Origin of the sequence: Pseudomonas sp. BIGb0381 (assembly GCF_024809815.1) — a bacterium.
Lineage (GTDB): Bacteria > Pseudomonadota > Gammaproteobacteria > Pseudomonadales > Pseudomonadaceae > Aquipseudomonas.
On record NZ_JANUEN010000002.1, the window covers coordinates 154,927 to 181,525 of the forward strand.

Below are 26,599 nucleotides of genomic sequence, written 5' to 3' on the forward strand. Positions count from 1 at the left end.
TATCAATGGGCGAAAGTCATCAACGCGGCGTCGAACTCGCGAGCGTGTTGATTGAGAAAGGCGGTGCACAATGGGGCAAAAGCGGCGTAGCCGCGGCGGTCGAAATCAACCGATGGGGACGAGTTACTCATGGGGCGATCCTGGCGGTTTGTTGTGTTTGTTATGCCTCGATTATTAGCACCGAAAAAGCAATCATCAAGCAGCGCCATAGGCGGTTTATGATGTAAAACACCTCAAATACGAAGATGCTTTCATGCCTGTCATTGCTCTTGAAACAATTATTAGCAATGCGTATATGGTGTAAATAACATCAAAAAAGGGCTGGCTATATGACCATGCAAACATCGGCGCGTTTATGGAAGGGGCCCACTGTTCAACAGGTCGCCAAGGTGGCCAGGGTCGGGGTAGCGACCGTTGATCGTGTGCTGAATAACCGTCCTGGCGTACGGGAAAACACCCGTCTGAAAGTGCTGGCGGCGCTGGATAAGCTAAAGAAAGATTTGGCTGACGGCATGGCAACTTTGCAGATCAAGCTATTTTGCGATTCGGGTGAAACCTTCAATGCTACGTTGGCCGGTGCCGAGGCGTTGGTGAACGCTTCGACACCTGGCGTCGTCGTGCATGGCTACTATGTACCGACTAACCAGGTCGATCCCGCCACTTTTGCTGATCAGGTTCAGGCTGAGGGCGCCTCAGCGGATGGTGTGATCGTCGTATCGCGCGAGCATCCGGCGATCAACCGAGCGATTCGCAAACTGTGCAGCCTGGGTATCCCCGTCGTGTGCCTGACCACCGACCTGCCTAACTCCGGGCGTAGTGCTTACGTTGGCAATGATCAATATGCGGCGGGCAGTGTCGCTGGATTGCTGATCGGCAATGCTTTACCTAAAAAGCCCGCGAAAATCCTGCTGGTGACCAGTGTGCCGTTTCGCTGTCAGCAGGAGCGGGAGATGGGGTTTCGCAGGGTGCTCCGTTCCGAGTTTCCGTATCTGAAAATCGACGAACGAGTGATGTCCGACGATCGCCCTCAGACCACGACTGAACAATTGACGCGCTATTTTTCCAAGCACAACTATCCCGCAGCCATCTACAACGTGGCCGGCGCCAATCGGGGTGTTGCTCAGGCCATAGAGACTATTGCGGCTGAGGATCGGCCTATTTTTGTCGGTCATGAGCTGACGGTTCATACGCGGGCGATGCTTGAGTCCGGCGTCATGGATTATGTTATCTCTCATGATTTCGTTGGCGAGACTGCCGCAGCGGTGCGCTGGATACGAGGAGCGATTGAGGGAGCGGTGACAACGCCACCTTCAACACAGATCTTGATTCACACCCGATACAACTGTGGTGCGTAAGGTCACGTTGCGGTCGGTATCCAATTTTGTACTTCGACCACTGCGTCCTCGATGCCTACATAAAAGCGTATGGGACAACCTGGTGGCAGGCCTGCAAAAGGAGGTTCCCTACGACTCAACCGTCGTTGTTTTCTTCGCTTCGTCTAGCATCCATTGAGCAAACGCTTGTATTGGCTCTCTGCTCAATGCGATGGGCTCGGGGAGGATGAGACAGAAGGTTTTGGAAGTGGTTTTCCCCTCTGGCCACGGAGCGACCAGACGTCCTAACGCAAGTTCGGTTTCAACGTAAAGACGCGGGACCAGCGCAACACCGAGGCCGGCCAATGCAGCCTCGATCAACATGCCGTGAAGATCGTAGCGTGCACCAATCGCTGGATTGGTAAGTGGGATCCCCGTTTCCAGGGAATAGCGCTGCCAGGCATCCGGGTTCTGGCGTCGGTGCAGGCGTGGAAGCTTGTCCAGTGTTGCTGCTCCTGTGCTCTCCTGGAGCAATGCAGGATGACAAACAGGAACCAGCACTTCATGCAAAAGGTGGTGAGTCCGCATCCCCGTCCAGGCTGGATGCTCGAAATGGATGGCAGCATCGAATCCGCTCCCGGCGAGAACGAAGGGGTCCATGCGCTCAGCCAAATGCACAGTGATGTTCGGGTGCTTTTGCTGGAATCGTGTCAAGCGAGGGATGAGCCATCGCATCGCGAAAGTCGGGATAGTGGCGATGTCCAGGCTCGCGCCATCGTTCGGCTGCCCCATTAAGTACTGACTGTCCCGATCCAAGCGGTCCAGCGATTCGCGAACTTGGGCCGCGTAGCGTTCCCCGTTGGGCAGGAGCCGGACACGATTGCCGACTCGCTCGAATAGCGCGACACCGAGGAAGGCTTCCAGCCGGCCAATCTGGCGACTGATGGCGCCTTCAGTCAAAGACAGTTCCTCTGCCGCGCGCGCGAAGCTGCCGTGACGAGCGGCCGCTTCGAATGCTGTCAATGCCGTGCTGCTCGGGATTTTCTTTCGCATAAGCGTTTCCGTTGTGAAGATGGCGATCCAGCTTAGCTTGATCTTTTGTCACTGAAGCGTACCGAATAATCGTTTTATGCGCCGAGATCAAGGTCATACGATGATGAGACATCAATAAAGAGGGCCGGACGTACAAGAAGTCCGGTAGCGAGTGATCCATGATCTACACCGTAGAGTGCAGCTTTGCCGACCCAGCCAGCGAAGCAGAGTGGAATGATTTCTATAGCCTGGAAAAGCTACCCGCGCTTATTTCCGTGAGCGGGTTCCATACCTCGCAGCGCTTCAAGGCGTTGAGCACGGGTTGCCCTGTCTACCTTGCCGTGCATTCGATCGACGGTCTGGCCGTGCTTGAGGGCGATGAGTATCGCCAGAAGGGCGGGGGCAACTTCGCACGTTGGCAGCAGCACATCACCGATTGGCACCGCAATCTTTACGGCGGCCTTGAGCGTGCACCTGCCATCGGTGAAGGCGAGCATCTGATCGTGAGCGCAGTCGGTCCCGAGCCGCTCATCGAGATGGGGCTCACGCCTGAGCAGATGTGGGCTGTCGCATTGGAGAAGTGTCCTGAAAACAGGTGGCTGGCGAAGCTGAATAGCGCCATTAGTCTTGGTTTGAATGCGCTTCCCAAGGGCGTGCATCTCTATGCCCCGATGACCGCGCAATTGACGAGTCACGACGGCACAGTGCCGCAGACCCAGGTGTAGGACCATGCCTAACCTGACGATCTTCATCCAGGCGGAAAACATGCCGCCCGAAGCGTATCTGTCGGAACTCACTGAAGAATGTACTCGGCTTTGCACGGATGTCCTCCAGGCTACGTTGGACAACGTGCATGTCATCTATGTCTCAGTTCGCCAAGGGCGCGGGCATCCTGCTTACGCGGAAATCAGGTACCGCCTCGAACCGCTCCGAACGCCATCAGTCATGGACGCCTTCACGGCGCGATTGGATGTGACCATAAAGCGCCATACAGGGCTAACGGCGCGCATCCGTTGCTTCGGCTATTCGCCCCTCGCCATCTACGCGCGGAACTGATGACGCGCAAGGAGTACCGCAATGAGCGACATGAAATTTCCGGGCCAGCAGATCGGCGAGTTTTCGATTACGGCCCTCAGTGACGGATACCTTTGCGCAAGTCTGGATCTCCTCTCGAATATCGATCCTGCGGAGGCGTCCAAGTTGCAGCAGGACGCAGGCGTGAGCGACCCATCCTCGATCCACATCAACTGTTACCTGGTGCGTGGAATGGGCCGCACGATCCTCATCGATGCGGGGGCTGGTGGTTTCAAGCAGTGGGGCGGCAAGCTAAAGGCGAATCTCGCGCTCGCTGGCGTGCAACCCGCTGACATTGACACCATTCTTCTTACCCATGCACATCCCGACCATGTTGGGGGCCTGCTTGACTCTTCAGGGGAAGCAGCCTTTCCCGATGCAGAGCTAGTCGTCCACCAGCGTGAGGTTTCTTTCTGGGAGGACGATGGCAATCTCAGTCGAGCAAGTGAGCGTGCTCGTGGCAACTTCCTTTTGGCTCGGAAGGTGTTCGATCAGTATCGGGAGAAGACGCGCATGTTTACTGATAGCGAAGTTCTCCCTGGCATTAGTGCGATGCCCCTTCTGGGGCACACCGCAGGACATTCCGGTTATCGTCTCGATTCCAATGATCGTAGTCTGCTGGTTTGGGGAGATATCGTTCATTTCCCCCAAATTCAGATTGCTCGTCCCGACGTATCCATTGCATTCGACCAAGATCCGCTTCTTTCCGCCGAAACACGATCCAAACTATTGAATGTTGTTAGCTCGGATAAGATTCTTATCGCTGGTATGCACCTTGGCGAACTCGGATTTGCACAGGTCGAGCGGATAGGTAAAACCTACAAAATTTCCTACGAAACTTAGCGGCTGTTCGAGATGCCTACGATGCATCGGCTGCGGCGAATGAGGTCATTGATCCCACAGCGCCTACTGCGGTGCTGCTGGCGATTTGGGCATCGGCGCAGTCGTTGCCGTTGATGGTACTGCTGACGGGCCTGCTGGGTGCGTTGACCTATGTGGCGGTACCCGCTTTGCAGGCGCGGGTGATCGAGTTGTCGCACACCCACGCGCCGCAGGCACCCGCAGTGGCGGCTGGGCTGAACATCGCCGGCTTCAATGGCGGCATCGCGCTGGGTTCGCTGCTGGGCGGGGCCAGCCTGGAGGCGATGGGGCTGACCAGCACAGCCTGGGTCGGTGCGATTGTCGTGGGCCTGGGGATCGTCTGGATGCTCTGGCAGATGCGAGAAAACCGTGCTGAACGCACCGAAGTGCCTGGATGAGGGGATAGCGATGGAGCTTCGTCACACTTGCTCGGCATCTGCCTGGCCCTGGCTTCGGCTTTTTTCTACGCCGTGGTGGCGGCGGGCATGAATTTTGGTTGGCCGCTGGGCCGTGCCCCGCGTCAGGAAGTGACCTAGGGCTGGGCGCGACACCACACGCCATCTGAACCATCGTTAAATCAAGGGAGTTGATCGCGACTGTGATCTTGTGTGGCCTGGGAGGCTGCCTTCCGCCTCAGATAATTGACAATCAGTAAATTTCCAGAGGGCTGGATACCACGCCCGAATGGATAGAATCGCGCACGGGCATTCGTAAGCGTCGAATGGTCAGTGATGGGTTGAGCGTGTGACCGCCGTGGATAGCAGGATTGACCTGGGTGGTGTTCCAACTCAGCTACCTGTGGCTGTGGCTGTGGCTGTGGCTGGTGCTGTCATATGACCTTGCGGATTACCGGGAAAGGCGCTCTTGATCTTCCTGAAAAAGAATTCGCTATCCCGGTAACCGTACGCCATCCGCTTGATGACCTTGGGGGCGGGCTTGTCATGACGCAACCGGTTAGCCTCGTCGACACGGACCCTATCAATCACTTCTCGGCCATATTTGGCCACCACATGGAAGAGGTCGTAGACCACTCGTGTGTTGGGACTGGATCGTTGATGTGGCCAAAGAAATGGGGCTGCGTGGCGCGACCCTCTCTACAGGTATCGAGGGTTTTGGGCATACCGGTCGGTTGCATTCCTCGCATTTTTTTGAAATGGCGGATCAGCCGACCGAGATTCGCATGGCTATCACCGAGGACGAATACGAAAGGTTGTTCAAGCGGTTGGAGCTTGAGGAAATCTCCGTGTTTTACATAAAGACCCCAATCGAAATGGGCACCGTCGGCAAAAAGGCCAACTAGCCTCACCCCTCATTAGAATCCTGGGGTTATGAATATGAGCTATGCGGAGGATACGGTTCGCCTAGCTATCTTCAGTGCTACGAGACATTGACCACGGCTCGTCCAGGCTGGTCGTTGCTATCAATGATTTTGAAGAGGGCATTGTAGAAGGCGATTGCTTGATCGCGAAATTCACCATGAAGAAGCAAAGCGTCACTTCTTAGGTCAATGGGGGTGGGCAAAGCCGCGAAGGTTGGGGTACCGACCACTCGCGCCGGGCACCCTTTCGGGTGCCCGGCGCGACCCCGCCCATAACGCAGACAACGCGATAGCATGTGCTTCATGGTCGGCTACGGGCAAAGCTCAATCAAAATTTTTCCAGAGTACCCATCTTTGATAATCCAGTTGTGGGGCCGTGCTTTCAAGCAATTCAGGATCTCTTATTTGACTAAGGTGATTGGTACATCCGAGAGCTGAATCACCTTGGCCGCGACAGAACCCAGAAAGATCCCCGCAAGAAAACCGTTACCATGTGAGCCTAAAATGATGCTGTCACATCCTAGGGATTGGGAGCACGCCACGATTTGGCTGGCTGAATCGCCTTGTAGCGTATGGAGTGTGAATGCAATACTTTCGTGCTTCAGAAGCTCGACAGCCTTTTGTGAGTCTTCAGCACTTTTATCACCATAGTAACGGTCAAGCTCATCCGAGCTCATGTCGTGTGCGATTCGAGTGGGTAAAAGTGGCTGCACATTCACCAGATAGACCTCAACACTCCCCCCCAGTAATCCGCCATCTTGGACTAGCCCAATAAGATAACGTACCGCCCGTTCCGAATGCTCGGAACCATCGACAGCTACAAGTATTTTATGCATTTTCCAAATCCTCTTTCAGTGGCATGAAGATGCTTGTAGGTAGGGTATGGCCAACTTGCACCCGTTCTACTCGGACAAACGGATTCGAATCTGTTTTTCAATCTCGATTATGGCAAATAACGCAACGCCCACCCCGATGATCAGCAGACCATCAAGGACGGGGATCGCTTCAGTAGCAAACACCTTTTGCAGCGGTGGTGCGTAGGTAATGGCGAACTGAGCTAAGGTCACTACTGCGACGGTCATCCACACAACCTTGGTGCCACGAATGCCCTTCCAGGTAATTGATGTGCTGTAGAGATTGCGAATGAAGAACAGATGGAAAATTTCCATCACGACTAACGTGTTCACTGCGATGGTTCGGGCCAATTCCACTGAGTAACCACGGTCGAGCGCATACGAAAAAATACCGTAAACGCCGCAGAGAAACAGAATGGAAACTAGCACCATATGCCAGACCAAAGCACCACTTATGAGTGACTGTTCGCGCGAGCGTGGCGGTCTGCGCATAGTGTTTTCTTCGGTGGGCTCGAACGCTAGCGCGATGCCGAGCGTCACTGCGGTTATCAGATTGATCCACAGAATTTGTATCGGCGTCACCGGCAGCGTAGTACCAAGCAGCAGCGCGACGATGATGGTCATGGTCTCGCCCGCGCTGGTAGGCAGCGTCCAGCTCAGCACTTTCTTGATGTTGTCGTAGACCGTCCGGCCTTCGCGCACCGCAGCAACGATGGACGCGAAGTTGTCATCGGCCAGCACCAGGTCTGCGGCTTCCTTGGCGGCTTCACTGCCTTTTCCACCCATGGCGATACCGGCATCGGCTCGCTTTAGTGCTGGTGCATCGTTGACGCCATCGCCGGTCATGGCCACTGTCATGCCATTCGATTGCAGCAGCATTACCAGTCTGAGCTTATGTTCTGGGCTGGTGCGCGCAAAAATATTGACGTGCTTTACCGCCTCTTTCAAAGCGGCATCGTTCATGGCGTCGAGGTCTACGCCGGTTAACACACTGTCGGGATTTTGCAGGCCAATTTGGCGACCGATGGCGGCGGCGGTACCGCCGTGATCGCCAGTAATCATTTTTACGACAATGCCTGCTGCTTGGCATTGTTGAACTGCTTTTATCGTCTCGGGTCTAGGCGGGTCAATCAGTCCGACCATGCCCAGCAGAGTTAACCTTCCTTGTACGTCCCCAAACTCCAACACGGTGTGCTCGGGAGGGACTGATCTAACTGCAAACGCCAATACACGCTGCCCCTTGGCAGCAATGGCGTTTGCCTGTTCGTGCCAGTAGTCCGCATTGAGCGGTTCAGTCCCGCCAGCGTTTACGCGCTGCTGCGTGCTCATGGCCAGTATTTGTTCTGGCGCGCCTTTTACATAGATAAAGGCATGTCGATCATGGTTGTGATGCAGGGTCGCCATGAAGCGGTGTTTCGCGTCAAACGGAATGGCATCGGTGCGGGGCCAGGCCCGATGATCTTCATCACTATCGATACCGGTCTTTCCGGAAAATGCCAGCAGGGCACCCTCCATTGGGTCACCCTCTACCTTCCATAAGTCATCATGCAGGCGCAGTACAGCATCGTTGCACAGGCCGGCTGCTCTCCCCAGTTCTGCCAACGCAGGGTGAGTCGATATGTCGACTAGCTGATCTGCAAGGCTGATGCTTCCCGCTGGCTGATAACCAGCGCCATCGACCGTGAAGATGAGATCGTTCGTCACTACCGATTCCACCATCATTTCGTTGCGGGTAAGTGTGCCGGTCTTGTCAGTGCAGATGACGGATACCGAGCCGAGCGTTTCGATGGCTGGCAGGCGACGCACGATGGCGTTGCGGCGAGCCATTGCTCGCACTCCAACAGCCAGCGTAATGGTAAGGACGGCGGGCAGCCCTTCAGGTATCGCCGCTACCGACATACCAACCACTACCATGAAGATCTCGGTGAATGCGTAGTGCCCAACATAATGGCCAAACACGAGCAAAAGGCCGCCGACTAACAAGATCAAGATCGTCAGCCAACGCGCCAATACGTTCATTTGCTGCACCAGCGGAGTGGTCAGTGTTTCTACTCCGGCAAGCAGCGTACTGATGCGTCCGATTTCAGCAGATGCTGCGGTAGCAACGACAACCCCTGTTGCTTGCCCGCAAGTCACGAGCGTGCCGCTGAATGCCATACAAGTACGATCACCCACGGCTGCTCCAAGGGCTACTGGTTCCGTATGCTTTTCTACGGGTACGGATTCACCGGTAAGAATGGCTTCTTGAATCTGTAGTCTGTTCGCGTGCAGCAGGCGTAAATCGGCAGGGACGTTGTCTCCCGCCTCCAGCAAAACGATATCGCCCGGTACCAGTTCCTCGCCCACAATACTTAAGCGTTGGCCTGCGCGGATCACGGCGGCGTGCGGTGCCAGCATCTGCCGGATAGCGTCCATGGCTTTTTCCGCTTTGCCTTCCTGGACGTATCCAATGATTGCGTTTGCAATAACCACTGCAAGAATCACCGCCGTGTCCCACAGATGCTGCAGCATCGCGGTAATCGCAGCGGATCCTAGAAGCACGTAAATCAGAATGTTGTGAAATTGCAGCAGGAATCTGAGCCACGCGGGTCGACGTGCTGCTTCTGGTAGCCTGTTGAAACCAGTGCGGGCAAGCCTGGCTTGGACTTCGGTTGCCTCCAGCCCGACATGTTCATTCACCTCAAGCAGGTTCTTCACTTGCTCGGCAGGCAGGGAGTGCCAGACCACGGAATGCGGGGGGATTGGTGTTTGCTCAGTTGCTGCGTCGACCACCGGCTTCTTCAATGATTATCTCCTGTGCACACATCTCGACTGAACGGGGCTGAGGTGGTCATGGGCGGGCGTGGGTATAGCAGAACGCTAAAAAATCGTTGGATGTTCTTACATTCTCTCTGTCATCTAGCTGATACGAACTAAAAGATCCATGCAACCAAGCGCTTGATGATTATTGACTTAAATCAAATTGTTGGCAGTCGGTAGTGTGACAAGATATTTACTGAGCAATCTATTCTTCGATCTACGCCACTTGTGATTTATGGTGTCAGCACCCGGATATTGTTTTTAGTAAGTTCGATCTATTAATAGTTTGGAGTGCAGTTACTGCAATACTTTGATAAATCATTACGTTACAGTCTACATATGGGTTGCACTCAAAGTAAGAGTGCAAGCACGGAGGTGTCTAGCTCGATTGAGCGCTGTTGTCGACCGGGTTTTCATCCAGCACCTCTAGTGCTTCTGGCAACTCGGTAATCACGCTGAAGTCGCTCACTTCAACTGCACCCAATCCATAGCCCAACAAGTGGAACGAAAACGCCTTACGCGACTGCGGATTGTCAAAGCTGAAGTACATCTCCAGTGGCTGGTCTGCAGTGACGACCATTTCGGCTGGCAGGCCCAACTGGACATCCTGCTCCAGCTCCTTGGCCTTGAGCAGTATGTAGGCGTTCTGTTGTGGATCTACCGAGCGCACGGTCAGGCGAACTCGAGTGTGCGAGCCCTTGGGCATTTCCAGGTACTGAGCACCGATAAGGTTGTCGGCCCAGTCATCCTTGATCTGCGCTTGAAGCGGGATGATGGCGGGGCTGCCGAACTGGTAGTGCTGGTTCAACGGTGTCCGGAGCAGCGAATGATCCAGCGCTGTCGCTCTTGCGGTGATTTGTCGGGCGCGTTTACCGCCGTACTGACCAGTTAAAGTCGCACGCTCGGCGATGAAGCCTTTGCTGGTGTAAAACCGACAGCGCTGTTGAAAGTCGCATTCGGTCAAGGTGCCCTGTCCATCGTGATAGCGAAGCTTGTCGTTGGTGAACGACATGATCTCGCGGCCCGTTTCATAGTCACGAAATAGGGAGCGACCGCTCAAGGCTGAGGGGACTGGTAAGGCAAAATAGTCGAGTATCGAAGCGCTCAGATCGACATGGCCATACACGCCGGACTTCACATGGGGTAACTGATCCTGCTCGGGTGCAAGCGTCAAGTTGAATCCCCAAGACGAGGCCAACCGCACGCCATCAATACCATGAGATTCGTCCGAGGTGATCACCACCAAGGTGTCGTTCAAGATGCCCTTACGTTCCAGGCCATTGAGGAAGTGCCCAAGTGCATCATCCAGATAAGCGACGGCGGCCTGCTTGGGGGTGTCGTAGCGCTGCAGGTAGTCTTCAGGGGCTGAATAGGGTTGGTGGGTGCCAACGGTCAGCAGAGTCAGCATCCACGGTTTTTTGTGCTTTTTCAGCTGGCCGACGTAGTGCAGCGCCCCTTCGAAGAACGCCTTGTCATCTTTGCCCCAAGGAAACTCCAGATAGTTGCTGTTGGTGAACCATTCCAAGCCATGGGTGGCATCGAAGCCGATGTGCGGCATGATTTTGTCTTTGGCCATGAAACGCAGGCCTGCGCCCTGAAGGTAATGCGTGGCAAACCCGTGCTTGTGCAACTGTGCCGGCAGGCATGCGCGGTTGCGTTCGTTCTGGGTTAGCATCTCGACGCCCTTGGGGGTGCCGTTGTCGAGCTTGTCGTAATCACCGCAGAGCATTGAGTACAGGCCACGAATGGTTTGATGGCTGTGCAGTACATAGTCCGGCGTATTCATGCCGCGCTCTGCCCAACGACTGAGGTTGGGCATGAGGTTTTCTTGATAGCTGCTGTGCAGGGCTTGGCGGTTGACGCCGAGGTAAGCGCCGGGAATACCTTCCAGCGCGATGATCAACACATTGCGCGCTCGCCCTGGTGCCGCGAGCAATTTCTGTCCGTCCAAATCGAGTTGAGTGAGCCCCGCCATTTGCGGTGGGGCATCGACAACATCACCTTCCAACCACTCTTCTGCGCTTGCCTGAACATCGCCAACGCTCGCGGCCATCAACTGATGCGGGAGGTTGAACAAGCGCCACTGGTCTTCCTCTGAGGGGTACAGGTGCTGAGCGCCCCAATGGGCGATCAATAGCAGTAGCGGTGCTCCCCACGCGCTTCGCGGCAAGCCCGGTGCGGCAGTGGAGCGCCCCGGATACTGCGTGATCAGCCAAATCACCAGTCCAAGAAACAGAGTGGCTGCTAGCCAAGGCTGGGCGAAACCACCACCGGTAGAGTTTTCCAAAAACTGAGGGTCGATCAGGTAGTGCAGGTCTGAGGAGTTTGGAAGCCTACCGACCGCGCTGACCAGCTCAGCAGTCGCCAGTGTCATAAGTCCCCATGCCAGCAGCACTGGAAGTGCTAACCACCAAGGACGGCGATGCAGGAGTACGATGAGCAGGCTCGCAATTCCCAGATCCGAAAGGTAGCCGAGTGGATTCGACCAGCCCAGTGCCGCACGCATGGACACAGGCACGATCAGAACCAATCCGATCAAAGTGATAAGGCGTGCATAGGGTTGTCGTAACCAGCGACGGATAATGTTCACAGAGTCCTTCCAGACATTAAATCTTCATACAAGTGTGCTGGATGGTATCAAGCGATGGGAAGGCTGAGCGGGTTATTCGAAAAGGGCAGGGCACGGGGTATGGAGCCGATGGGCGGCATGTATATTGTTTCGCATGCCAATATGTTCTGGTCTAAAACCCCATTCCAGAGCACAGAACAAAAAACATTGATGCCAGGTTATGGACTTGTACATTAACTGTTTCAGGCTGTTTAACGCCGCCGTTTTCGTGTAGGCCAGATGTTAATCTATTACCTTTTAAGTGATCCCAAGGACGTTGATGACCAAGCATCAAGCTAAAGCCGAAACCCCTCGAGCGGCCGCGATTCTGGCTCGCTTTCTGTCATCGGAATCCGCTGGCGGTCTCGTGTTGATGGGTGCTGCTCTGGCCGCTCTGATTGTTGCTAACTCGCCCCTATCCCAGAATTACTTTGCAGCCTTGCACAGTGTTTGGATGGGCATGTCTGTAGAGCATTGGGTGAATGATGGCCTGATGGCGATCTTCTTCCTGATGGTCGGGCTCGAAATAAAACGAGAAGTGCTGGCTGGTGGGCTTTCCACTTGGGGGCAACGCGCCTTACCTGGATTTGGTGCTTTGGGCGGCATGGTGGTTCCTGCGCTGATCTACATCGCAATCAACTGGGGTAATCCTGAGACCCTGGGGGGGTGGGCGATCCCGGCCGCTACTGACATCGCATTCGCCTTAGGTGTTTTGTCGTTGCTGGGTAAGCGAGTCCCGACTTCGCTGAAAGTGTTTCTGGCTGCCTTAGCGATCATTGACGATCTGGGCGCGGTGGTGATCATCGCCTTTTTCTACACCTCGGGCCTTTCCATGCCGATGTTGCTGGCCTCGCTTGCTACCCTGGTCATTCTGATCGCAATGAATCGATTGGGCGTAAGGCGATTGTTCCCGTATCTCCTGGTCGGTGGTGTGCTGTGGTTCTTCGTGCTGCAATCGGGTGTACATGCCACGCTGGCGGGTGTCGCTGTGGCGCTGTGCATCCCCATGGGCAAGCCAGAAGAGGAAGCCCGATCTCCGCTGCTTTTCCTGGAAGAGAAGCTGCACATGTGGGTAGCGTTCGCAGTGGTGCCGATTTTTGGTTTTGCCAACGCGGGTGTTTCATTGGCCGGTATTTCGATGGAGAACCTGGTCGATCCGGTTCCGTTGGGTGTAGCTCTGGGGCTTTTGGTGGGCAAGCAGGTCGGTATTTTCCTATTGGCTGCTCTGGCCATTCGTATGGGCCTGGCCAAGCTCCCGGAAGGGAGTACCTGGGTTCAACTCTATGGCGTAGCACTGTTGTGCGGCATTGGTTTCACTATGAGCCTATTCATTGGCAATCTGGCGTTCGCCGGATCAGCTCTTTTGATTGATGAAGTCAAAGTCGGTGTATTGATCGGATCGATTCTGGCAGCGTTCGGCGGCGTTATAGTCCTTCGCCGCAGCAGCGTCCTAACGAGTGCTGCCGTAGCCAAATAATCTCTCTTGATATGACCACAGTATTTCTCGAAGCCTAGAAATACTGTGGTTTAGAAGCCTGCGTCGAAAAGCGATTCAGGCCTACAGCGAGAAATGGACGTTGAAAGCAAGCTCCGTGCATTGCTCGGAGAGTACATCCCGATTAGGCGCCATCGCAGCGACTGAACGATAACCCCAAAATTATTAGGCTAACTCAGCTTCCCACTCAAGGCGTTGGTTTCGACTACAGTAGAAAGACTCTGCATTAAGCCATAACAAGACGGAGAGTTTTCCATGCGAGTAAACAAACGCTTTAGCCTCTTTGCGGCCACCGCTGCGTTGACAGTCTCGTGCGCAGCTAACGCCGCACCTGTGTTCATAAATATCCTTACAGGTGGTACTAGCGGGGTTTATTACCCCATTGGGGTTGGGCTGTCACAGATATACAGCGATGGGATACCGGGGGCGAAGACTTCTGTCCAAGCGACAAAAGCCTCGGTGGAAAATCTCAACCTTTTACAAGCTGATCGTGGGGAGCTCGCTCTGGCGCTTGGGGACTCTGTGGCGGATGCAAAAAACGGTGTGGAAGATGCAGGGTTCAAGGCCCCGCTGACAAAGTTGCGAGCAATTGCAGGAGCCTATCCGAACTACATTCAAATTGTTGCGAACAAAGAGTCCGGCATCAAAACCTTGGCGGATCTGAAAGGGAAAACCATCTCCGTCGGCGCCCCCAAGTCCGGTACCGAGCTGAACGCGCGTGCGATCTTTAAAGCGGCGGGATTGACGTACGAAGACATGAGCAAAGTCCAATACCTACCCTTTGCGGAGTCGGTCGAGCTGATCAAAAACCGTCAGTTAGATGCCACGCTTCAGTCCTCGGGGTTAGGAATGGCGGCCATCCGCGACCTTTCCTCAACCATGTCATTGAACTACGTCTCCATCCCTCCTGATGTGGTTTCGAAAATCGGCAATGCCGCGTATCAGCCTGCACAAATTCCAGCCAATACCTATGACGGACAGCCTGAGTCAGTGCCTACGGTGGCGATCACCAATATTTTGGTGACGCGCGAGAATGTCTCGGATGACGTTGCCTACCAGATGACCAAGCTGATGTTCGAAAACCTCACTCGTTTAGGTAATTCTCACTCAGCCGCCAAGGACATCAAGTTGCAAAATGCTACCAAGAATCTGCCCATTCCACTTCACCCCGGCGCCGAGCGCTACTACAAGGAAGCTGGAGCGCTGTAATCCAAAAATGCGCCACGGGGATGGTCGCTAGAGCGATAGAGCGGTTCGTACCCTTCTATGTAGTTTTGATGCAGGTACCCAATGAGCGAAGATCATCATGGCATAGCCGCCAACCCACGTGACTGGCCTAAGACGCTGTTCTACGTGGCGTTGTTGTTTTCAGTTTTCCAGATTATCACCGCTGCGTTTGCGCCTGTTTCCAGCCAGGTGCTGCGCGCGGTGCACGTTGGTTTCCTGCTGTGGGTGGTGTTTCTGAGTTACCCGGCGTATGGCAGAACGCGACCTTGGCAGCCGTTGGCCTGGATATTGAGTCTCGCCGGGATTACCACTGCCTTGTATCAATGGTTCTTCGAGGCGGATTTGATCCAGCGTTCGGGTGACCTGACATCTGCAGACATGGTCGTTGGGCTGGTATTGATCGCATTGGTGTTTGAGGCGGCTCGTCGGGTGATGGGTATCGCATTGCCCGTCATCTGTGGACTGTTTTTGGCATACGGTTTATTGGGTGAATACCTGCCAGGCGACCTGGCACATCGAGGCTACGGATTGGATCAAATCGTCAACCAGCTGTCATTCGGCACCGAGGGGCTCTACGGCACACCAACCTACGTTTCCGCTACCTATATTTTCCTGTTCATTTTGTTCGGTTCCTTTCTCGAACAGGCGGGAATGATCAAATTGTTTACTGACTTCGCAATGGGATTGTTTGGCCACAAACTCGGAGGACCGGCAAAAGTATCGGTCGCGTCATCGGCTTTGATGGGGACGATCACAGGCTCAGGCATTGCAAACGTTGTCACGACCGGACAGTTCACGATTCCATTGATGAAGCGCTTCGGCTACAAGGCAGCATTTGCTGGCGGCGTAGAGGCAACTTCGAGCATGGGCAGCCAACTGATGCCGCCTGTGATGGGGGCTGTCGCTTTCATTATGGCGGAAACAATTAATGTCCCGTTTGTAGAGATCGCCAAAGCTGCGTTAATTCCAGCCATCCTGTATTTCGGTTCGGTGTTCTGGATGGTTCACCTTGAGGCAAAACGCTCCGACCTTAAAGGGCTACCCAAAGACCAATGTCCCAGCGCATGGGTTGCGGTAAAGGAAAGCTGGTATTTGCTGATTCCGCTTTTTGTCCTGGTCTACCTGCTGTTTTCCGGACGTACCCCACTGTTCTCCGGGATGGTGGGTCTGGCGCTGACAGCCATCGTTATTCTCGGTTCGGCAATCATTTTTCGGGTGTCCAGTTTCGCGTTGCGATGTGCTTTTTGGATCGCTCTGGGTGTCCTCTGCGTCGGTTTTTTCCAGTTGGGTATCAGCGTGATCTTTGCGGTGATCGCCACGTTAGTGGTCATCTGTTGGTTTATTCAGGGAGGCCGAGAAACCCTGAGTATTTGCCTGCATGCGTTGGTCGAAGGTGCTCGTCATGCTGTGCCGGTCGGGATTGCTTGCGCGCTAGTGGGAATCATCATCGGTGTAGTGTCATTGACGGGCATAGCCTCGACCTTCGCCGGTTACATACTGGCCATCGGCAGGGATAACTTGTTGTTGTCACTCATACTGACGATGGTTACCTGCCTGGTCTTGGGTATGGGTATCCCGACGATTCCCAACTACATCATCACCAGTTCGATTGCAGCACCCGCTTTGCTTGAGTTGGGTGTGCCGCTGATCGTGTCGCACATGTTCGTTTTCTATTTCGGAATTCTTGCAGACCTTACCCCTCCGGTTGCCTTGGCATGCTTTGCCGCAGCGCCCATTGCCAAGGAAACAGGATTCAAGATCAGTTTGTGGGCGGTTCGTATTGCACTGGCAGGATTCGTCATTCCGTTCATGGCGGTCTACAACCCTGCGCTAATGTTGCAAGGCGACAATTTGTGGATGACTGCCTATATGTTAGTCAAGACGATGTTGGCCGTTGGCCTTTGGGGAATGGCGTCCACAGGTTATCTGCAACAGAAGATGCCGGTTTGGGAGCGTTTATTGTGTTTCGCGGCAGGTGCTTTGTTGGTCGTTGCGCTGCCGTTGACCGACGAAATCGGTTTTGTGCTGGGTGTGTTGCTGATCCTTCAGCATGTCTGGCGGTCTCGCCGTGGCGGACTGGCCAGAGCATGATCAGCTTGTGCCTGGGTTTGGCGGGGGTCGCCTGGGCCCAACTCCCAATCTCAAGCTTTACACTGGCTTGGAATCACACAATCGAAAAAATTCGTTGGGAAGAAGACTACCGTGTCTCGGAGCAAGGGCTCGTTCTTATGGAGGCAAGGGTCAAAGGAAATGGCGCGGGTATGGAAATTCCCGCAGAGGCGAGATTGGAAAAAGGCAGCTGGCACTATCAGCGCCACCTACCACCCATGCAGCCGCTGAACCTGGGACGTACTCCGGAAGCAGGTGACTACCAGTTGTGCTTTGATCAGCATTGTCACGAGATGAGTGAGTGGCTGGGGCCACCTGTCAGCAATCCGTCCTCGGTGGAGCTATGGAGTTGCGTGACGGACTCAGAACAACACTAAGTGGCCGGGGTAGCGCAAACGTGAAAGTCCTGTCCGGATACGAACGTCCAGTACCCGGACAGGCAGGTATCAGCTCATGCCCAGCCAGCTTGGCAAAGCCAGGGAGATCCAAGGCACGTAGGTAATCAGAATCAGGAACAGGAGCAGTATCATCAGCCAGGGCATGGCTGCTCTGATGGTTGCAGGCAGCGTCATACCTGTCACAGCAGAGGTCACGAACAGGTTCAGACCCACGGGTGGAGTGATCAAGCCGATTTCCAGATTCACCACCATAATGATGCCAAGGTGAATGGGATCGATACCCAGCTTCATGGCGATGGGAAACAGTATCGGTGCCAGGATCAGGATGATTGCCGAGGGCTCCATAAAGGCCCCTGCAATCAACAGCACAATGTTCACCACAAGCAGGAACATCACCGGTGTCAGCCCCGCTTCAATCACCCACGCGGTGATCTGTTGCGGTAGCTGCTCAGTGGTCAAAACGTGCGCGAAGAGCATGGCGTTGGCAATAATGAACATCAGCATGATGCTCAGCTTGGCCGAGTCCAGCAGGACCTTTGGCGTTTCGCGGAACGTTAAGTCTTTGTAGACGAACAAGGCAATGAAGGCCGAGTATACGGCCGCCACCGCCGCCGCTTCGGTCGGGGTAAACATCCCGGAGTAGATACCTCCCAGGATGATGAACATCAGCAGTAGACCCCAGATCGCCTTGCGTGCCGTGCTAAGCCATTCACGGAACGTCGCGCGCGGCATGGCGGGCAGCTTTTTCTTCACGGCGACGATGTAGATCGCCACCATCAACGCCAGCCCCAGAAGCAGGCCTGGTAACACGCCAGCCATAAACAGTTTGCCGACTGACGTTTCGGTCGCGGCTGCATAGACCACCATCACGATCGAGGGTGGAATCAGGATACCCAAGGTCCCGGCGTTACAGACGATCCCCGCACCGAAGGCTTGCGGATAACCGGAGCGGACCATGCCGGCAATGGCAATTGAACCCACCGCCGCCACAGTGGCTGGGCTCGATCCGGAAAGGGCAGCGAACAACATGCACGCCAATACGGCAGCGATAGCCAGACCTCCACGTATATGGCCGACACAGGCATTGGCAAAGTCAATCAGCCGCCGAGCGACGCCACCGGTGGTCATGAAGGCACCCGCGAGCAGAAAGAACGGGATGGCCAGCAGCGTGTAGTGCTCCGACGTCTCGAACAGTTTAATCGCCAGAGAGCGCACAGAGTCGGGACTGAAGAAAACGATGGTCAACGAGCCCGCCAACCCCAGGGATATGGCAATGGGAACGCCGATGAACATCAGCACGAACAGCATCACAAACAGGAAGGCAATGGTCATGACTTGTCATCCTCGTGTTCGGTCAGTTTCAACGCGTCTGCGGTTTCATCCGCCAGGCCCAGGCCGGTCTGCCTGTTTTGCAGGATACGCACGAGAATTTCAGCGAATCGGATGAAGACCAAGGCAAAACCTACGGGGACGATCAAGCCGATGTGCCATTGCATGATCCCGTACTGGCCCAAGTCTTCGGCACCTATCTGGGCAATCATCAGGGTCTGGATCCAGCCGAAACTGGCGATGCTGAGCAGTCCGGCATACGTCAGGCAGCAAAGACAGGCAATGATGCCAATGACCCGTTGCACCGGTTTGCTCGCCAGCTTGACCAGAGCGTCAACGCCGATATGACCAGCGGTTCGGACGCCGTACGACAACCCGAAAAAAATCAGCCAGCCAAACAAAGCCTTGGTCAGTGAGGTGCTCCAGGTCATGGCTTGTGCCATACCCATGACGCCGTCGCCGATGGCGAACAGCGATTCCCTGGCGCTTTCCCAGCTCTCGGCGAGGCGGTAGAACAGGGTGTAGAGGTTGTTGAGGACAACGTAGACGAATGTGACCAACGTCATTGCGGCCAAAAGGAAGACGATGAAACCTTCCTCGAAGTGTTCCCAGATGCGCCGAAGGGCATTCATGGATGGCATCTCCTGTAGCGAATGACAGGCAGGTGCTGCCAGGAGGGCAACACCTGTCGTCCACCGATCATTGGGCCTGGTTGGCAGCTTCAGCGGCAGTGATCAGCTCGGCGCCGATATCGCCTTCGAACTTCTTCCACACCGGTTTCATCGCTACACGCCATTGGTCGCGCTGCTCAGGCGTCAGGATAATGATCTCGGTGGTTTTGGCCGCGATGATGCTCTGCTTGGCGTTCTGATTCAGTTGCTCGGCCTCTTTGTTCACATGCGCGGTGACTTCGACGAGGATCTTGTCCAGTTCGCCACGAAGCTCCGGCGATAAACCGCTCCAGAATTTGGTGTTGGTGATCAGCATGTAGTCCAGTACACCGTGGTTGGATTCGGTGATGTACTTCTGTACTTCATGCATTTTCTGGCTGTAGATGTTCGAGTAAGGATTCTCCGCGCCGTTGACGACACCGGTCTGCAAGCCCTGATAAACCTCGGCGAAGCTCATCTTGCGCGGATTGGCGCGTATGACCTTGAACTGCTCCTCGAGCACGGCAGAGGCCTGCACCCGGAACTTCTGGCCACGGGCATCACCCGGCACTCGTAGCGCTTTGTTCGCGGACAGTTGTTTCATCCCGTTGTGCCAATAGGCCAGTCCTGTGATGTTTTTGTCTTCCATGGACTTGAGCAGTGCCTGGCCCTGCGGGCTCAGTTGGAAGCGGTCAACAGCGGTGATGTCATCAAACAGGAAAGGCAGGTCGAACAGTTGAACGGTCTTGGTGTAGTGCTCGAACTTGGCCAGCGACGGTGCAATCATCTGTACGTCCCCGAGCAGTAAGGCCTCCATCTCTTTGCCATCGCCAAACAATGAAGAGTTGGGATAGACCTCGACCTTGACCTTGCCGGGCAAGCGTTCTTCCACCAGTTTCTTGAACATCAGGGCGCCCTGACCTTTGGGAGTCTGCTCTGCAACGACGTGGGAGAATTTTATAATCACCGGATCTGCAGCCATGGCCATGCTCATGGTGCCAAGTGCAAGGGTGCATGCGACTGCTTTCCACATAGGTTTGAACATTGGGGGTTTCCTCTTGTTTTAGTTTTCCGTGCAATTCCATGCTCTGGAAAGCATGTGCACAGCGGACAAGAGCAAGTCTAGGCAGAAAACTGCCGTTTGGAGGGTGATGACCGAATGTAGTTTAAAATCTTGTATGTAATGGGTGAGCTTCTGCGGAAACACACTCTTACAATTTAATGCTTGGGACGATTGCGCCAAGGATTAACGGAGAGTGACTTAAGAGTTATCGACATATTTTTCCCTGGTGAACCAGAGTTGCCGGTGCTGATGCCGTTTTGATTCAGCCTACCGGAAGCAGTTGACCTACCTGAATACCTGGTAATCGATGGTCTTATGCGTGTCCTACAGACCGCCCAAGTTCATCTGAAGTCAGCAGCCTGGGTAAAAATGACATCAGCCCCGCAGCCGGTTGGAATAATGGTGTTTTTTTCCGCTCATTGATCCACTTCTCCCTTGATGGCCAAAACGCTGCAGGGCACCTTATACAAAACATGCTCCGTGGTACTGCCGATCAGCTTGTCTACCCCTTTATGATGAGTGTTTCCCATTACGAAGACATCCGCTCGAGTGTGAGTGGCAAACTCGGCCATCGCTTTGGTTGGCGGCCCTGCTATGAAGTGTTGCCGCTCAGGTGGCACGCCGTGGCGTCCAGCCAAGGCAATGAAGCACTTTTCAAGTGACCGGCGCACGTCGTTGCTGAAGCCTGGCATCGTCACGGCACCAGCACCTGCATCAGAGAAATGTGTGTGTCAGTTCATAGGCATACAGCATGTGCAATTCAGCATCACATTGCGTCGCCAATTCGTTCGCCGCCTGAATGACGCTGTCGTTGATTCCGCTGATCTGACCCTCTGGATGCGATGGGTCAACCGCTGCCACAATCACCGCGAGGAAGCGGACACCTGACTTCGCTGACCAGATGTACGGGGGGCGGACATTCGCGCAACAACTGCCAATCCAAAGGCGTGACGAATACGCGTTTGAGCGCTGATTCATGATGTACGTCCTTGATAATCAGGTCTGGCTGCATTTCAGCCACACGCCCAAGGATCTCTTGCAGCGGGTCACGGGTCAATGCAACTTCGGTGGTCACATTGATGCCCTTCCTGCGCATGAGTTCGGCCTCATCCTTCAACCACTGGAGGTTCTCCTGCCGGCAACTCTCACGAAGCTGTTCACTGTTGCTCATTAACCGCATAAGGTCGAAGTCTTCGATGAACACCGCGATATGCAGCGCTGCGCCTGTAGCGTCGGCCAGTGCGATTGCCCGCTCCATCGCCGGCGAGTGACGCATGGTTGGGCCTGCGACCAGAAAGAGTCGTTGATAGGTTTGGCAGTTGGCAAGCGTTCGAATGGTCTGCAGATCTTTTCATCTCGATCGAGCATTAAACGAGGCTGCTGGAGCCGTGCGCATCGCCTCTTGCGTTGTCTTCGTTACTTCGTAAAAAACGAACTATTCGCATCGAATAAACGATTTTTATTGATGTGATCGACTCATTAGCATGAGTCCTCAAGTCTATTGCTGCATCACGAGGAGACCTTAGATGACCGCAATCAGCGTTGGCGAACCCTGGATGTGGGCCGCCTTCATCGTGTTCGTCCTTGCCATGCTGGCGCTCGATCTGTTCGTCTTCGGCGGGCGCAAGGCGCATCGTGTTTCGGCGCGCGAAGCGCTGGCCTGGGTCACCGCCTGGATGAGTTTGGCGCTGGTCTTCGCCCTCCTGCTGTGGTGGTATTTGCGCAGCACGTTCGGCGCCGAAGTGGCCCAGCGCACCACGCTCGAATTCCTGACGGGCTACCTGATCGAGCAGTCGCTGTCGATCGACAACATGTTCGTTTTCGTGATGATCTTCGGCTACTTCGCCGTGCCGCCAGAGTTGCAGCGCCGCGTCCTGCTTTACGGCGTGCTCGGTGCGATCATCATGCGCGCCGGTATGATTTTCGCCGGTGTCTGGCTGGTGCAGGAGTTTGCCTGGCTACTCTATGTCTTTGGTGGTTTCCTCGTAATCACCGGCATCAAGATGCTGATTTTCGCCAACCAGCAGCCAGACCTCGAAAAGAACCCTTTGCTGCGCTGGCTGCGCAGGCATCTTCGCATCACCGACGGCTTTCACGGCGAGCGTTTCTTTGTGCGCCAGAACGGCCTGCGCTGGGCGACGCCGATGTTCCTGGTGCTGGTACTGATCGAGGCCAGCGACCTGGTATTCGCTGTTGACAGCATCCCGGCTATCTTCGCCGTTACCACCGACCCCTTCATCGTGTTCACTTCCAACATCTTCGCCATCATGGGCCTGCGGGCACTGTATTTCCTGCTTGCGGACATGGCCGACCGCTTCCACTTGCTCAAGTATGGCCTGGCCATCGTGCTGATGTTCATCGGCGGCAAGATGCTGATCGCGCCGTGGTGGCACGTGCCGATCCAATGGTCGCTGACCACAGTCGGCGGCATCATCTTGATTTCGGTCCTGTTGAGCCTGACTTTGACGAAGAGCAAAACACGGGTTACGGGAGAGCAGTGATGAATCAGAGATGTTCGGGATATCCAACCGTTCGACTGTCGCACGTTTATAGGCATGAGAACCTGGCTGTTTGCTCACGAGGTCAAGCTCACGCATCAAGCTGCGCACTTTGAACCGACCGGTTGCTCACCATCGTCACGCATCAACGAGATAATGCAACGGCTGCCGGCAGCACTGCGACTTTGTGAAAACAACTCGCTCACCCGACTGCACAACCGAAGCCGCTCGACATCAGGCAATCGGCTCATGGACGCTCAGCTGATTGATCAGCGCGTACGCTCGTGATCTTCCGACATCAAGAGCGCGGTAGCCTTTTTTAATATGGATTTCTCTCGCTCAAGGCGAGCGATCCGAGCTTCCAACTCCTGAATTTTTTGCTGTTCCGGGGTTAGCGCTTTGCTTTGCGGGGTGACGCCTTGGCGTTCCTTCTGAACCTGCTCAACCCAGCGGCGTAGCGCTGACTCGCCGACGCCGAGTGAACGACTGGCTTCGATGTAGCTGTAGTTTTGCTTAAGCACGAGGCCGGCAGCTGCGCGTTTGAATTCAGCAGAAAAGGAACGGCGCTGTTTGGTCATCTGACACCTCGATCTGGCGAGCATTCTCGCCTAAATGGGTGTCCGGTTTCATTAGACCACTACAGTCTGACCCACGACAGCCACTTGCTCATGCAGGTCTGTCGGCCGTCATCCGGGGGTGAGCCGGTAGCAACTCCATAACCTCACAGAAAAGCTTGCGTTGCGCCCAGTCATTCCGATCTCCAATCACGTACAAGCGGCGCTTGGCGCGGGTGACAGCGACGTTGAGCAGATTAGGCTTGGAAACGGCCCATTCGCGAGCGCCACCGTTTTCACTGCTTCCGCCCAGGACGAGGATGATCACTGCTGCTTCCTTTCCTTGCATGGTGTGAATCGTGCCGCGTACGATCTTGTCGTGTAATCGATCCTTGAGTTGGTTACGCACGTCCTGAAAGGGTGTGATAACGGCGATGCTATCCAGCGGCACACCGTCGCCATCAAGCATGGCCAACACCCGTTCTAGCACCTTGCCTTCACTGTCGACCCAATTGCCAGAAGAACGGCCACTCGCGTGCACCCAGCCGGTGGGTAGGCGGGCCGGCGTTTCCTTGACGGGCGAAGGCGCGAGGGTGCCATAGACCATGGCTCCGTCGTAGGCGATGCGATTAGCAAGGTCGAACATCGGTTTGTCACAGCGACGGTGCACCACCAATGGCAGGCCGACCCAGCATTTCTTGTCTTTAGGGCCCGCCATACGACCCCAAGGAGTGGCTTGGTCGGCCAAGGTCTGAGCAGACTGGCGATTGGGCAACCAGTGAGCGTCGACTTGATAGCGGTTGCGCATGTGTTCGAGTACGGCATCGGATACGGTAACGATCGGCTCCAATTGTAGCGGATCACCAACCAGCACAGCCCTGCGAGCACGCCACAGGGCACCCACCGCAGCCTGTGGGGTAGCTTGACCGGCTTCATCCACCAACAACCAGCCAATTTCCCCGCAGCCAAGGCTGCCGAAAGAGCGGGCGAACGAGGCGAAGGTACTGCTAAGCACTGGCACTACCATGAACAGTGATGCCCATGCCGAACGCACCACGGCTGGGGACACTCCGCGGTATCGACTGCCGGTGAGCGTACTAGTGATGAAGTCCAGGTTTGCGCGCAAGCGCGAGGCTTCGATCTGGAAGAACACGCGGTGCAACTTGAGTGCCTCGATGAATACCTTTGCCCGGGCCTGGCGCGAGCCTTCGATTATCCAAGGTTCGAGCAGCTCTATATCGCTGCCTCTACCGATCCGGCCTTGTTCGAGCCAGACCTGCAGGTGCATGGCCCCGCCAGCCTGCGCAATGTTGCGAGCCTTTTCGATCTGCAGGGAGGCGTGGAGTACGGCTTCGTTGATCTCCTGTTCATCCTTAGCCAATTGTCGATTGAGTTCAGTGAGCTGGCCGACGAGTCGTTGCACTTGACGTTGAACACTGTCGAAGGCGTCCTTGGCCAAGGCGTGGGCGCTATCGAGCAGGCGTTGCCGGGCTGCCCACGTGCGATGAGCCCCCCAGAGGCTGAATAGGTTGGCGAGAAACCCCGGTTTTTTTGCCAGGTGTGCTTCAAGGACCTGAAGCTCGCGTTGCAGTTGCTCGCGGGCGGACGTGAGCTGCCGTCTTTCCAGCTTGGCTTGTTCGTCATTAAGACTGCTGCGTAGGGTCAGACGGATTTGGCGCTCCTGTTCCTTATGATGTACTCGGGCCTTGGCGCTGATCACTGCCTGAATCCGTTCGAGAATGTCGCTGGCTTGAGCGCGTATCGCTTGTTCGGCGCTCTTGGCGTCCTGGTATTGCTTGACGGCGGCGCGCCAGAGCATGTTTTTATCGGTGGACGAGAGCGACTTCATGTATGCGGCTTGCTCGGCCAGCCATTCGCGCATGCCTTTGGGGGCTGGCTGATCGTCCGTGCTGTTCGCTACGGACGCCTCGGGCGTTGGATCGCCGTCGTACAGATCCTCGCCCAAGTCGCTGTTGTCGAGAGATGTTGGTTGGGAGGGCGCGGATTCGTCTCTAGTCTTCGTCGCGTTGGGCGGACGCTTGCCATAAAAGAAGCGGTCGACGAACTGAGTGCGCTTGGCTTTGCTACCCAGTGCCGAAGAGATCATTGCCCATGCTGGCTTGCCGCTGGTGAGCTCGCCCAGTTCACTGAAGTACTCGGCATCTGGCAGCCAGGACGGATCAACTTTATCCAGTTGGGGCAACTCGAGCGTTACGTTCTCCACGGCGCCATTATTGGAGGAGGCTACCACCATCTCGAAGCCAAACAGGCGTGGATTGAGTTGATAGGCAAAGCGCTCACGTCCGCCATCGTTGGCGGATTCGCGACCGTCCTGGATGAAGGCATCCGAGGCCCTGCCCAGCGAGGCCAATACGTCGGCTCGTTCAGTCACCACCGCCGCAATCAGGTCCCGGAGCAGGGTGGTCTTCCCGGTACCCGGCGGACCGTTGACGCCCATGATGCCGGTGCCGTTGCTGAGGGTCTGGAGCAGGCTGTTGACTGCCAGTTGTTGGGAGTGCACCAACCCCAAATGCCGTTCGGCAGGCCAGCAGCCTGCTGCATAACGTGAGGGCGCAAGGCGGTCGATCAGCGCCAGATCTGCTTCGGGTTTGTCGAGATGCAGGCGCTGGGTTGAGTCGTGGTGGCTCAGGTAACGGGCTAAAGGCTCGCTTGTTTCGCCACGTGCCAGGGCATCGGCCATGTCGGCCAGATCGCTCAGTAGGAAGCTGTTGAGCGGGTCGTCTTCCTGTTCGGGCTTGTTGGGGTTAATCGGTGCTGAACGGAAACGGTTTACGCGCGACTCGTCTGCGAAAAAATCATCGAGCCCCAGGGCCTGACGAATATAGTTTGTCAGGCGCGAAAGGTCGGTCGCCAAGACTACGCCACCGAGTAGACTTTTAGTCTGTTCGCGAAGAAAGTCCTGGGTCTCCTCGAAGCCGCGTGTCCAATCTTTCTGGTTGATGGCGCAGCCGACGAACCATGCCTCGCTGGATAACACCAGGCTGTCGACCAGCATCATTCCCTGATCGTTGAACTTGAGCGCGTACAAGGCGGAGAGCCTATGCTGTGGCTCCTTGTAGCCTTTGTCGGCTCCGTAAAGCGCTTCCAACTGGCGAGAAACGTCTACGTTGCTGTAGAGGTGCGCGTAGAGCGTGTGGCTCCATACGCGCTTGTTGGGCAGGCGCTGCCGGCTCAGTAGGTTGGCTGGCATCCAAGGCAGAATTTGGGCCGAGGTGGGGATGTCTTGGAAAAACGGCTGGTAGTCGCTGTCGCGCTTTTTCAGCTTTGGGACTGCCTGAGGTTGCAGCAGCTCGACGGAGTGCCAGTAGCGAACGATATTTTGCGAATTCATTTACTACGTCCTTGAAAGCGCTGGGGCTTGGATTCCTGACAGGGAAGGATATCAGGCATGCCGCA

The 26,599-nt window shown here is 55.4% G+C and carries 19 protein-coding genes and 4 pseudogenes; 11 read left to right on the plus strand and 12 right to left on the minus strand.

The features are described from left to right. Positions 1–2: 2 nt before the first annotated feature. The gene (locus M2397_RS07065) at positions 3–131 is read right to left on the minus strand and encodes a hypothetical protein (RefSeq protein ID WP_259242521.1); all 129 of its coding nucleotides are present in this window, start codon (positions 129–131) and stop codon (positions 3–5) included. Positions 132–329: 198 nt separating this feature from the next. Here M2397_RS07065 and M2397_RS07070 point away from each other — a divergent pair, with 198 nt between their 5' ends. Beyond that, positions 330–1,355: a LacI family DNA-binding transcriptional regulator gene (locus M2397_RS07070; RefSeq protein ID WP_145338680.1), complete on the plus strand. Its 1,026-nt coding sequence runs from the start codon at positions 330–332 to the stop codon at positions 1,353–1,355. Between the two features lie 108 nt (positions 1,356–1,463). On the opposite strand, the gene M2397_RS07075 is transcribed toward M2397_RS07070, so the two are convergent. Continuing rightward, a complete protein-coding gene (locus M2397_RS07075; protein ID WP_259242522.1) occupies positions 1,464–2,366 on the minus strand; it encodes a LysR substrate-binding domain-containing protein in 903 nt (300 codons plus the stop codon). Between the two features lie 158 nt (positions 2,367–2,524). Here M2397_RS07075 and M2397_RS07080 point away from each other — a divergent pair, with 158 nt between their 5' ends. The 4 genes from M2397_RS07080 (at position 2,525) to M2397_RS07095 (ending at position 4,678) form a co-directional block, all read left to right on the plus strand. Beyond that, the gene (locus tag M2397_RS07080; RefSeq protein ID WP_259242523.1) at positions 2,525–3,070 is read left to right on the plus strand and encodes a sugar ABC transporter; all 546 of its coding nucleotides are present in this window, start codon (positions 2,525–2,527) and stop codon (positions 3,068–3,070) included. A gap of 4 nt (positions 3,071–3,074) precedes the next feature. After that, positions 3,075–3,401: a hypothetical protein gene (locus tag M2397_RS07085; protein ID WP_131696412.1), complete on the plus strand. Its 327-nt coding sequence runs from the start codon at positions 3,075–3,077 to the stop codon at positions 3,399–3,401. A gap of 21 nt (positions 3,402–3,422) precedes the next feature. After that, positions 3,423–4,262: an MBL fold metallo-hydrolase gene (locus M2397_RS07090; protein ID WP_131696411.1), complete on the plus strand. Its 840-nt coding sequence runs from the start codon at positions 3,423–3,425 to the stop codon at positions 4,260–4,262. A 71-nt stretch (positions 4,263–4,333) separates the two neighbouring features. Then, entirely contained in the window at positions 4,334–4,678 is a 345-nt protein-coding gene (locus M2397_RS07095) for a hypothetical protein (RefSeq protein ID WP_259242524.1), read from the plus strand. A gap of 516 nt (positions 4,679–5,194) precedes the next feature. Here the strand turns inward: M2397_RS07095 and M2397_RS30410 are convergent. After that, a pseudogene (locus M2397_RS30410) lies at positions 5,195–5,323 on the minus strand (transposase); the annotation flags it as partial. On the opposite strand from M2397_RS30410, the pseudogene M2397_RS07105 reads away from it, so the two are divergent. Continuing rightward, positions 5,323–5,580 (plus strand): annotated as a pseudogene (locus M2397_RS07105) (DUF190 domain-containing protein); the annotation flags it as partial. The pseudogenes M2397_RS30410 and M2397_RS07105 sit on opposite strands and share 1 nt — an antisense overlap. Positions 5,581–5,999: 419 nt before the next feature. On the opposite strand, the gene M2397_RS07110 reads toward M2397_RS07105, so the two are convergent. From M2397_RS07110 to M2397_RS07120, 3 genes are all read right to left on the minus strand, one after another. Beyond that, on the minus strand, positions 6,000–6,434 hold the full coding sequence (locus M2397_RS07110) for a universal stress protein (protein ID WP_131696405.1): 435 nt from the start codon (positions 6,432–6,434) through the stop codon (positions 6,000–6,002). 66 nt (positions 6,435–6,500) lie between these two features. Continuing rightward, positions 6,501–9,179, minus strand: a complete 2,679-nt coding sequence (locus tag M2397_RS07115; RefSeq protein ID WP_405046417.1) for a cation-transporting P-type ATPase — start codon at positions 9,177–9,179, stop codon at positions 6,501–6,503. A gap of 451 nt (positions 9,180–9,630) precedes the next feature. After that, positions 9,631–11,841 (minus strand): LTA synthase family protein, encoded by a 2,211-nt coding sequence (locus M2397_RS07120; protein WP_259242526.1) that lies wholly within the window; start codon positions 11,839–11,841, stop codon positions 9,631–9,633. 298 nt (positions 11,842–12,139) lie between these two features. Between M2397_RS07120 and nhaA the strand changes: the two genes are divergently transcribed. From nhaA to M2397_RS07140, 4 genes are all read left to right on the plus strand, one after another. Beyond that, positions 12,140–13,336: a Na+/H+ antiporter NhaA gene (gene nhaA / locus M2397_RS07125; protein ID WP_131696403.1), complete on the plus strand. Its 1,197-nt coding sequence runs from the start codon at positions 12,140–12,142 to the stop codon at positions 13,334–13,336. Between the two features lie 273 nt (positions 13,337–13,609). Then, entirely contained in the window at positions 13,610–14,563 is a 954-nt protein-coding gene (locus M2397_RS07130) for a TAXI family TRAP transporter solute-binding subunit (protein ID WP_131696402.1), read from the plus strand. Between the two features lie 81 nt (positions 14,564–14,644). Beyond that, the gene (locus M2397_RS07135) at positions 14,645–16,672 is read left to right on the plus strand and encodes a TRAP transporter permease (protein WP_259242527.1); all 2,028 of its coding nucleotides are present in this window, start codon (positions 14,645–14,647) and stop codon (positions 16,670–16,672) included. Beyond that, complete coding sequence (locus M2397_RS07140) at positions 16,669–17,067, plus strand: DUF1850 domain-containing protein (protein ID WP_145338182.1); 399 nt, start codon at positions 16,669–16,671, stop codon at positions 17,065–17,067. The genes M2397_RS07135 and M2397_RS07140 overlap by 4 nt, the downstream gene beginning before the upstream one ends. 69 nt (positions 17,068–17,136) lie before the next feature. Here the strand turns inward: M2397_RS07140 and dctM are convergent, their stop codons facing one another. The 4 genes and pseudogenes from dctM to M2397_RS07160 form a co-directional block, all read right to left on the minus strand. Further along, the gene (gene dctM, locus M2397_RS07145; RefSeq protein WP_145338181.1) at positions 17,137–18,420 is read right to left on the minus strand and encodes a C4-dicarboxylate TRAP transporter large permease protein DctM; all 1,284 of its coding nucleotides are present in this window, start codon (positions 18,418–18,420) and stop codon (positions 17,137–17,139) included. Further along, positions 18,417–19,049: a TRAP transporter small permease gene (locus tag M2397_RS07150; RefSeq protein WP_145338180.1), complete on the minus strand. Its 633-nt coding sequence runs from the start codon at positions 19,047–19,049 to the stop codon at positions 18,417–18,419. The genes dctM and M2397_RS07150 overlap by 4 nt, the downstream gene beginning before the upstream one ends. A gap of 67 nt (positions 19,050–19,116) precedes the next feature. Then, the gene (locus M2397_RS07155) at positions 19,117–20,112 is read right to left on the minus strand and encodes a TRAP transporter substrate-binding protein (RefSeq protein WP_131696397.1); all 996 of its coding nucleotides are present in this window, start codon (positions 20,110–20,112) and stop codon (positions 19,117–19,119) included. Positions 20,113–20,546: 434 nt separating this feature from the next. Continuing rightward, positions 20,547–21,406: pseudogene (locus M2397_RS07160) on the minus strand (universal stress protein). A gap of 250 nt (positions 21,407–21,656) precedes the next feature. Between M2397_RS07160 and M2397_RS07165 the strand changes: the two are divergent. After that, a complete protein-coding gene (locus M2397_RS07165) occupies positions 21,657–22,631 on the plus strand; it encodes a TerC family protein (protein WP_131696396.1) in 975 nt (324 codons plus the stop codon). Positions 22,632–22,640: 9 nt separating this feature from the next. Here the strand turns inward: M2397_RS07165 and M2397_RS07170 are convergent. Beyond that, a pseudogene (locus M2397_RS07170) lies at positions 22,641–23,206 on the minus strand (transposase); the annotation flags it as partial. Positions 23,207–23,294: 88 nt separating this feature from the next. Next, complete coding sequence (locus M2397_RS07175; protein WP_259242528.1) at positions 23,295–26,534, minus strand: AAA domain-containing protein; 3,240 nt, start codon at positions 26,532–26,534, stop codon at positions 23,295–23,297. Positions 26,535–26,599 lie beyond the last annotated feature (65 nt).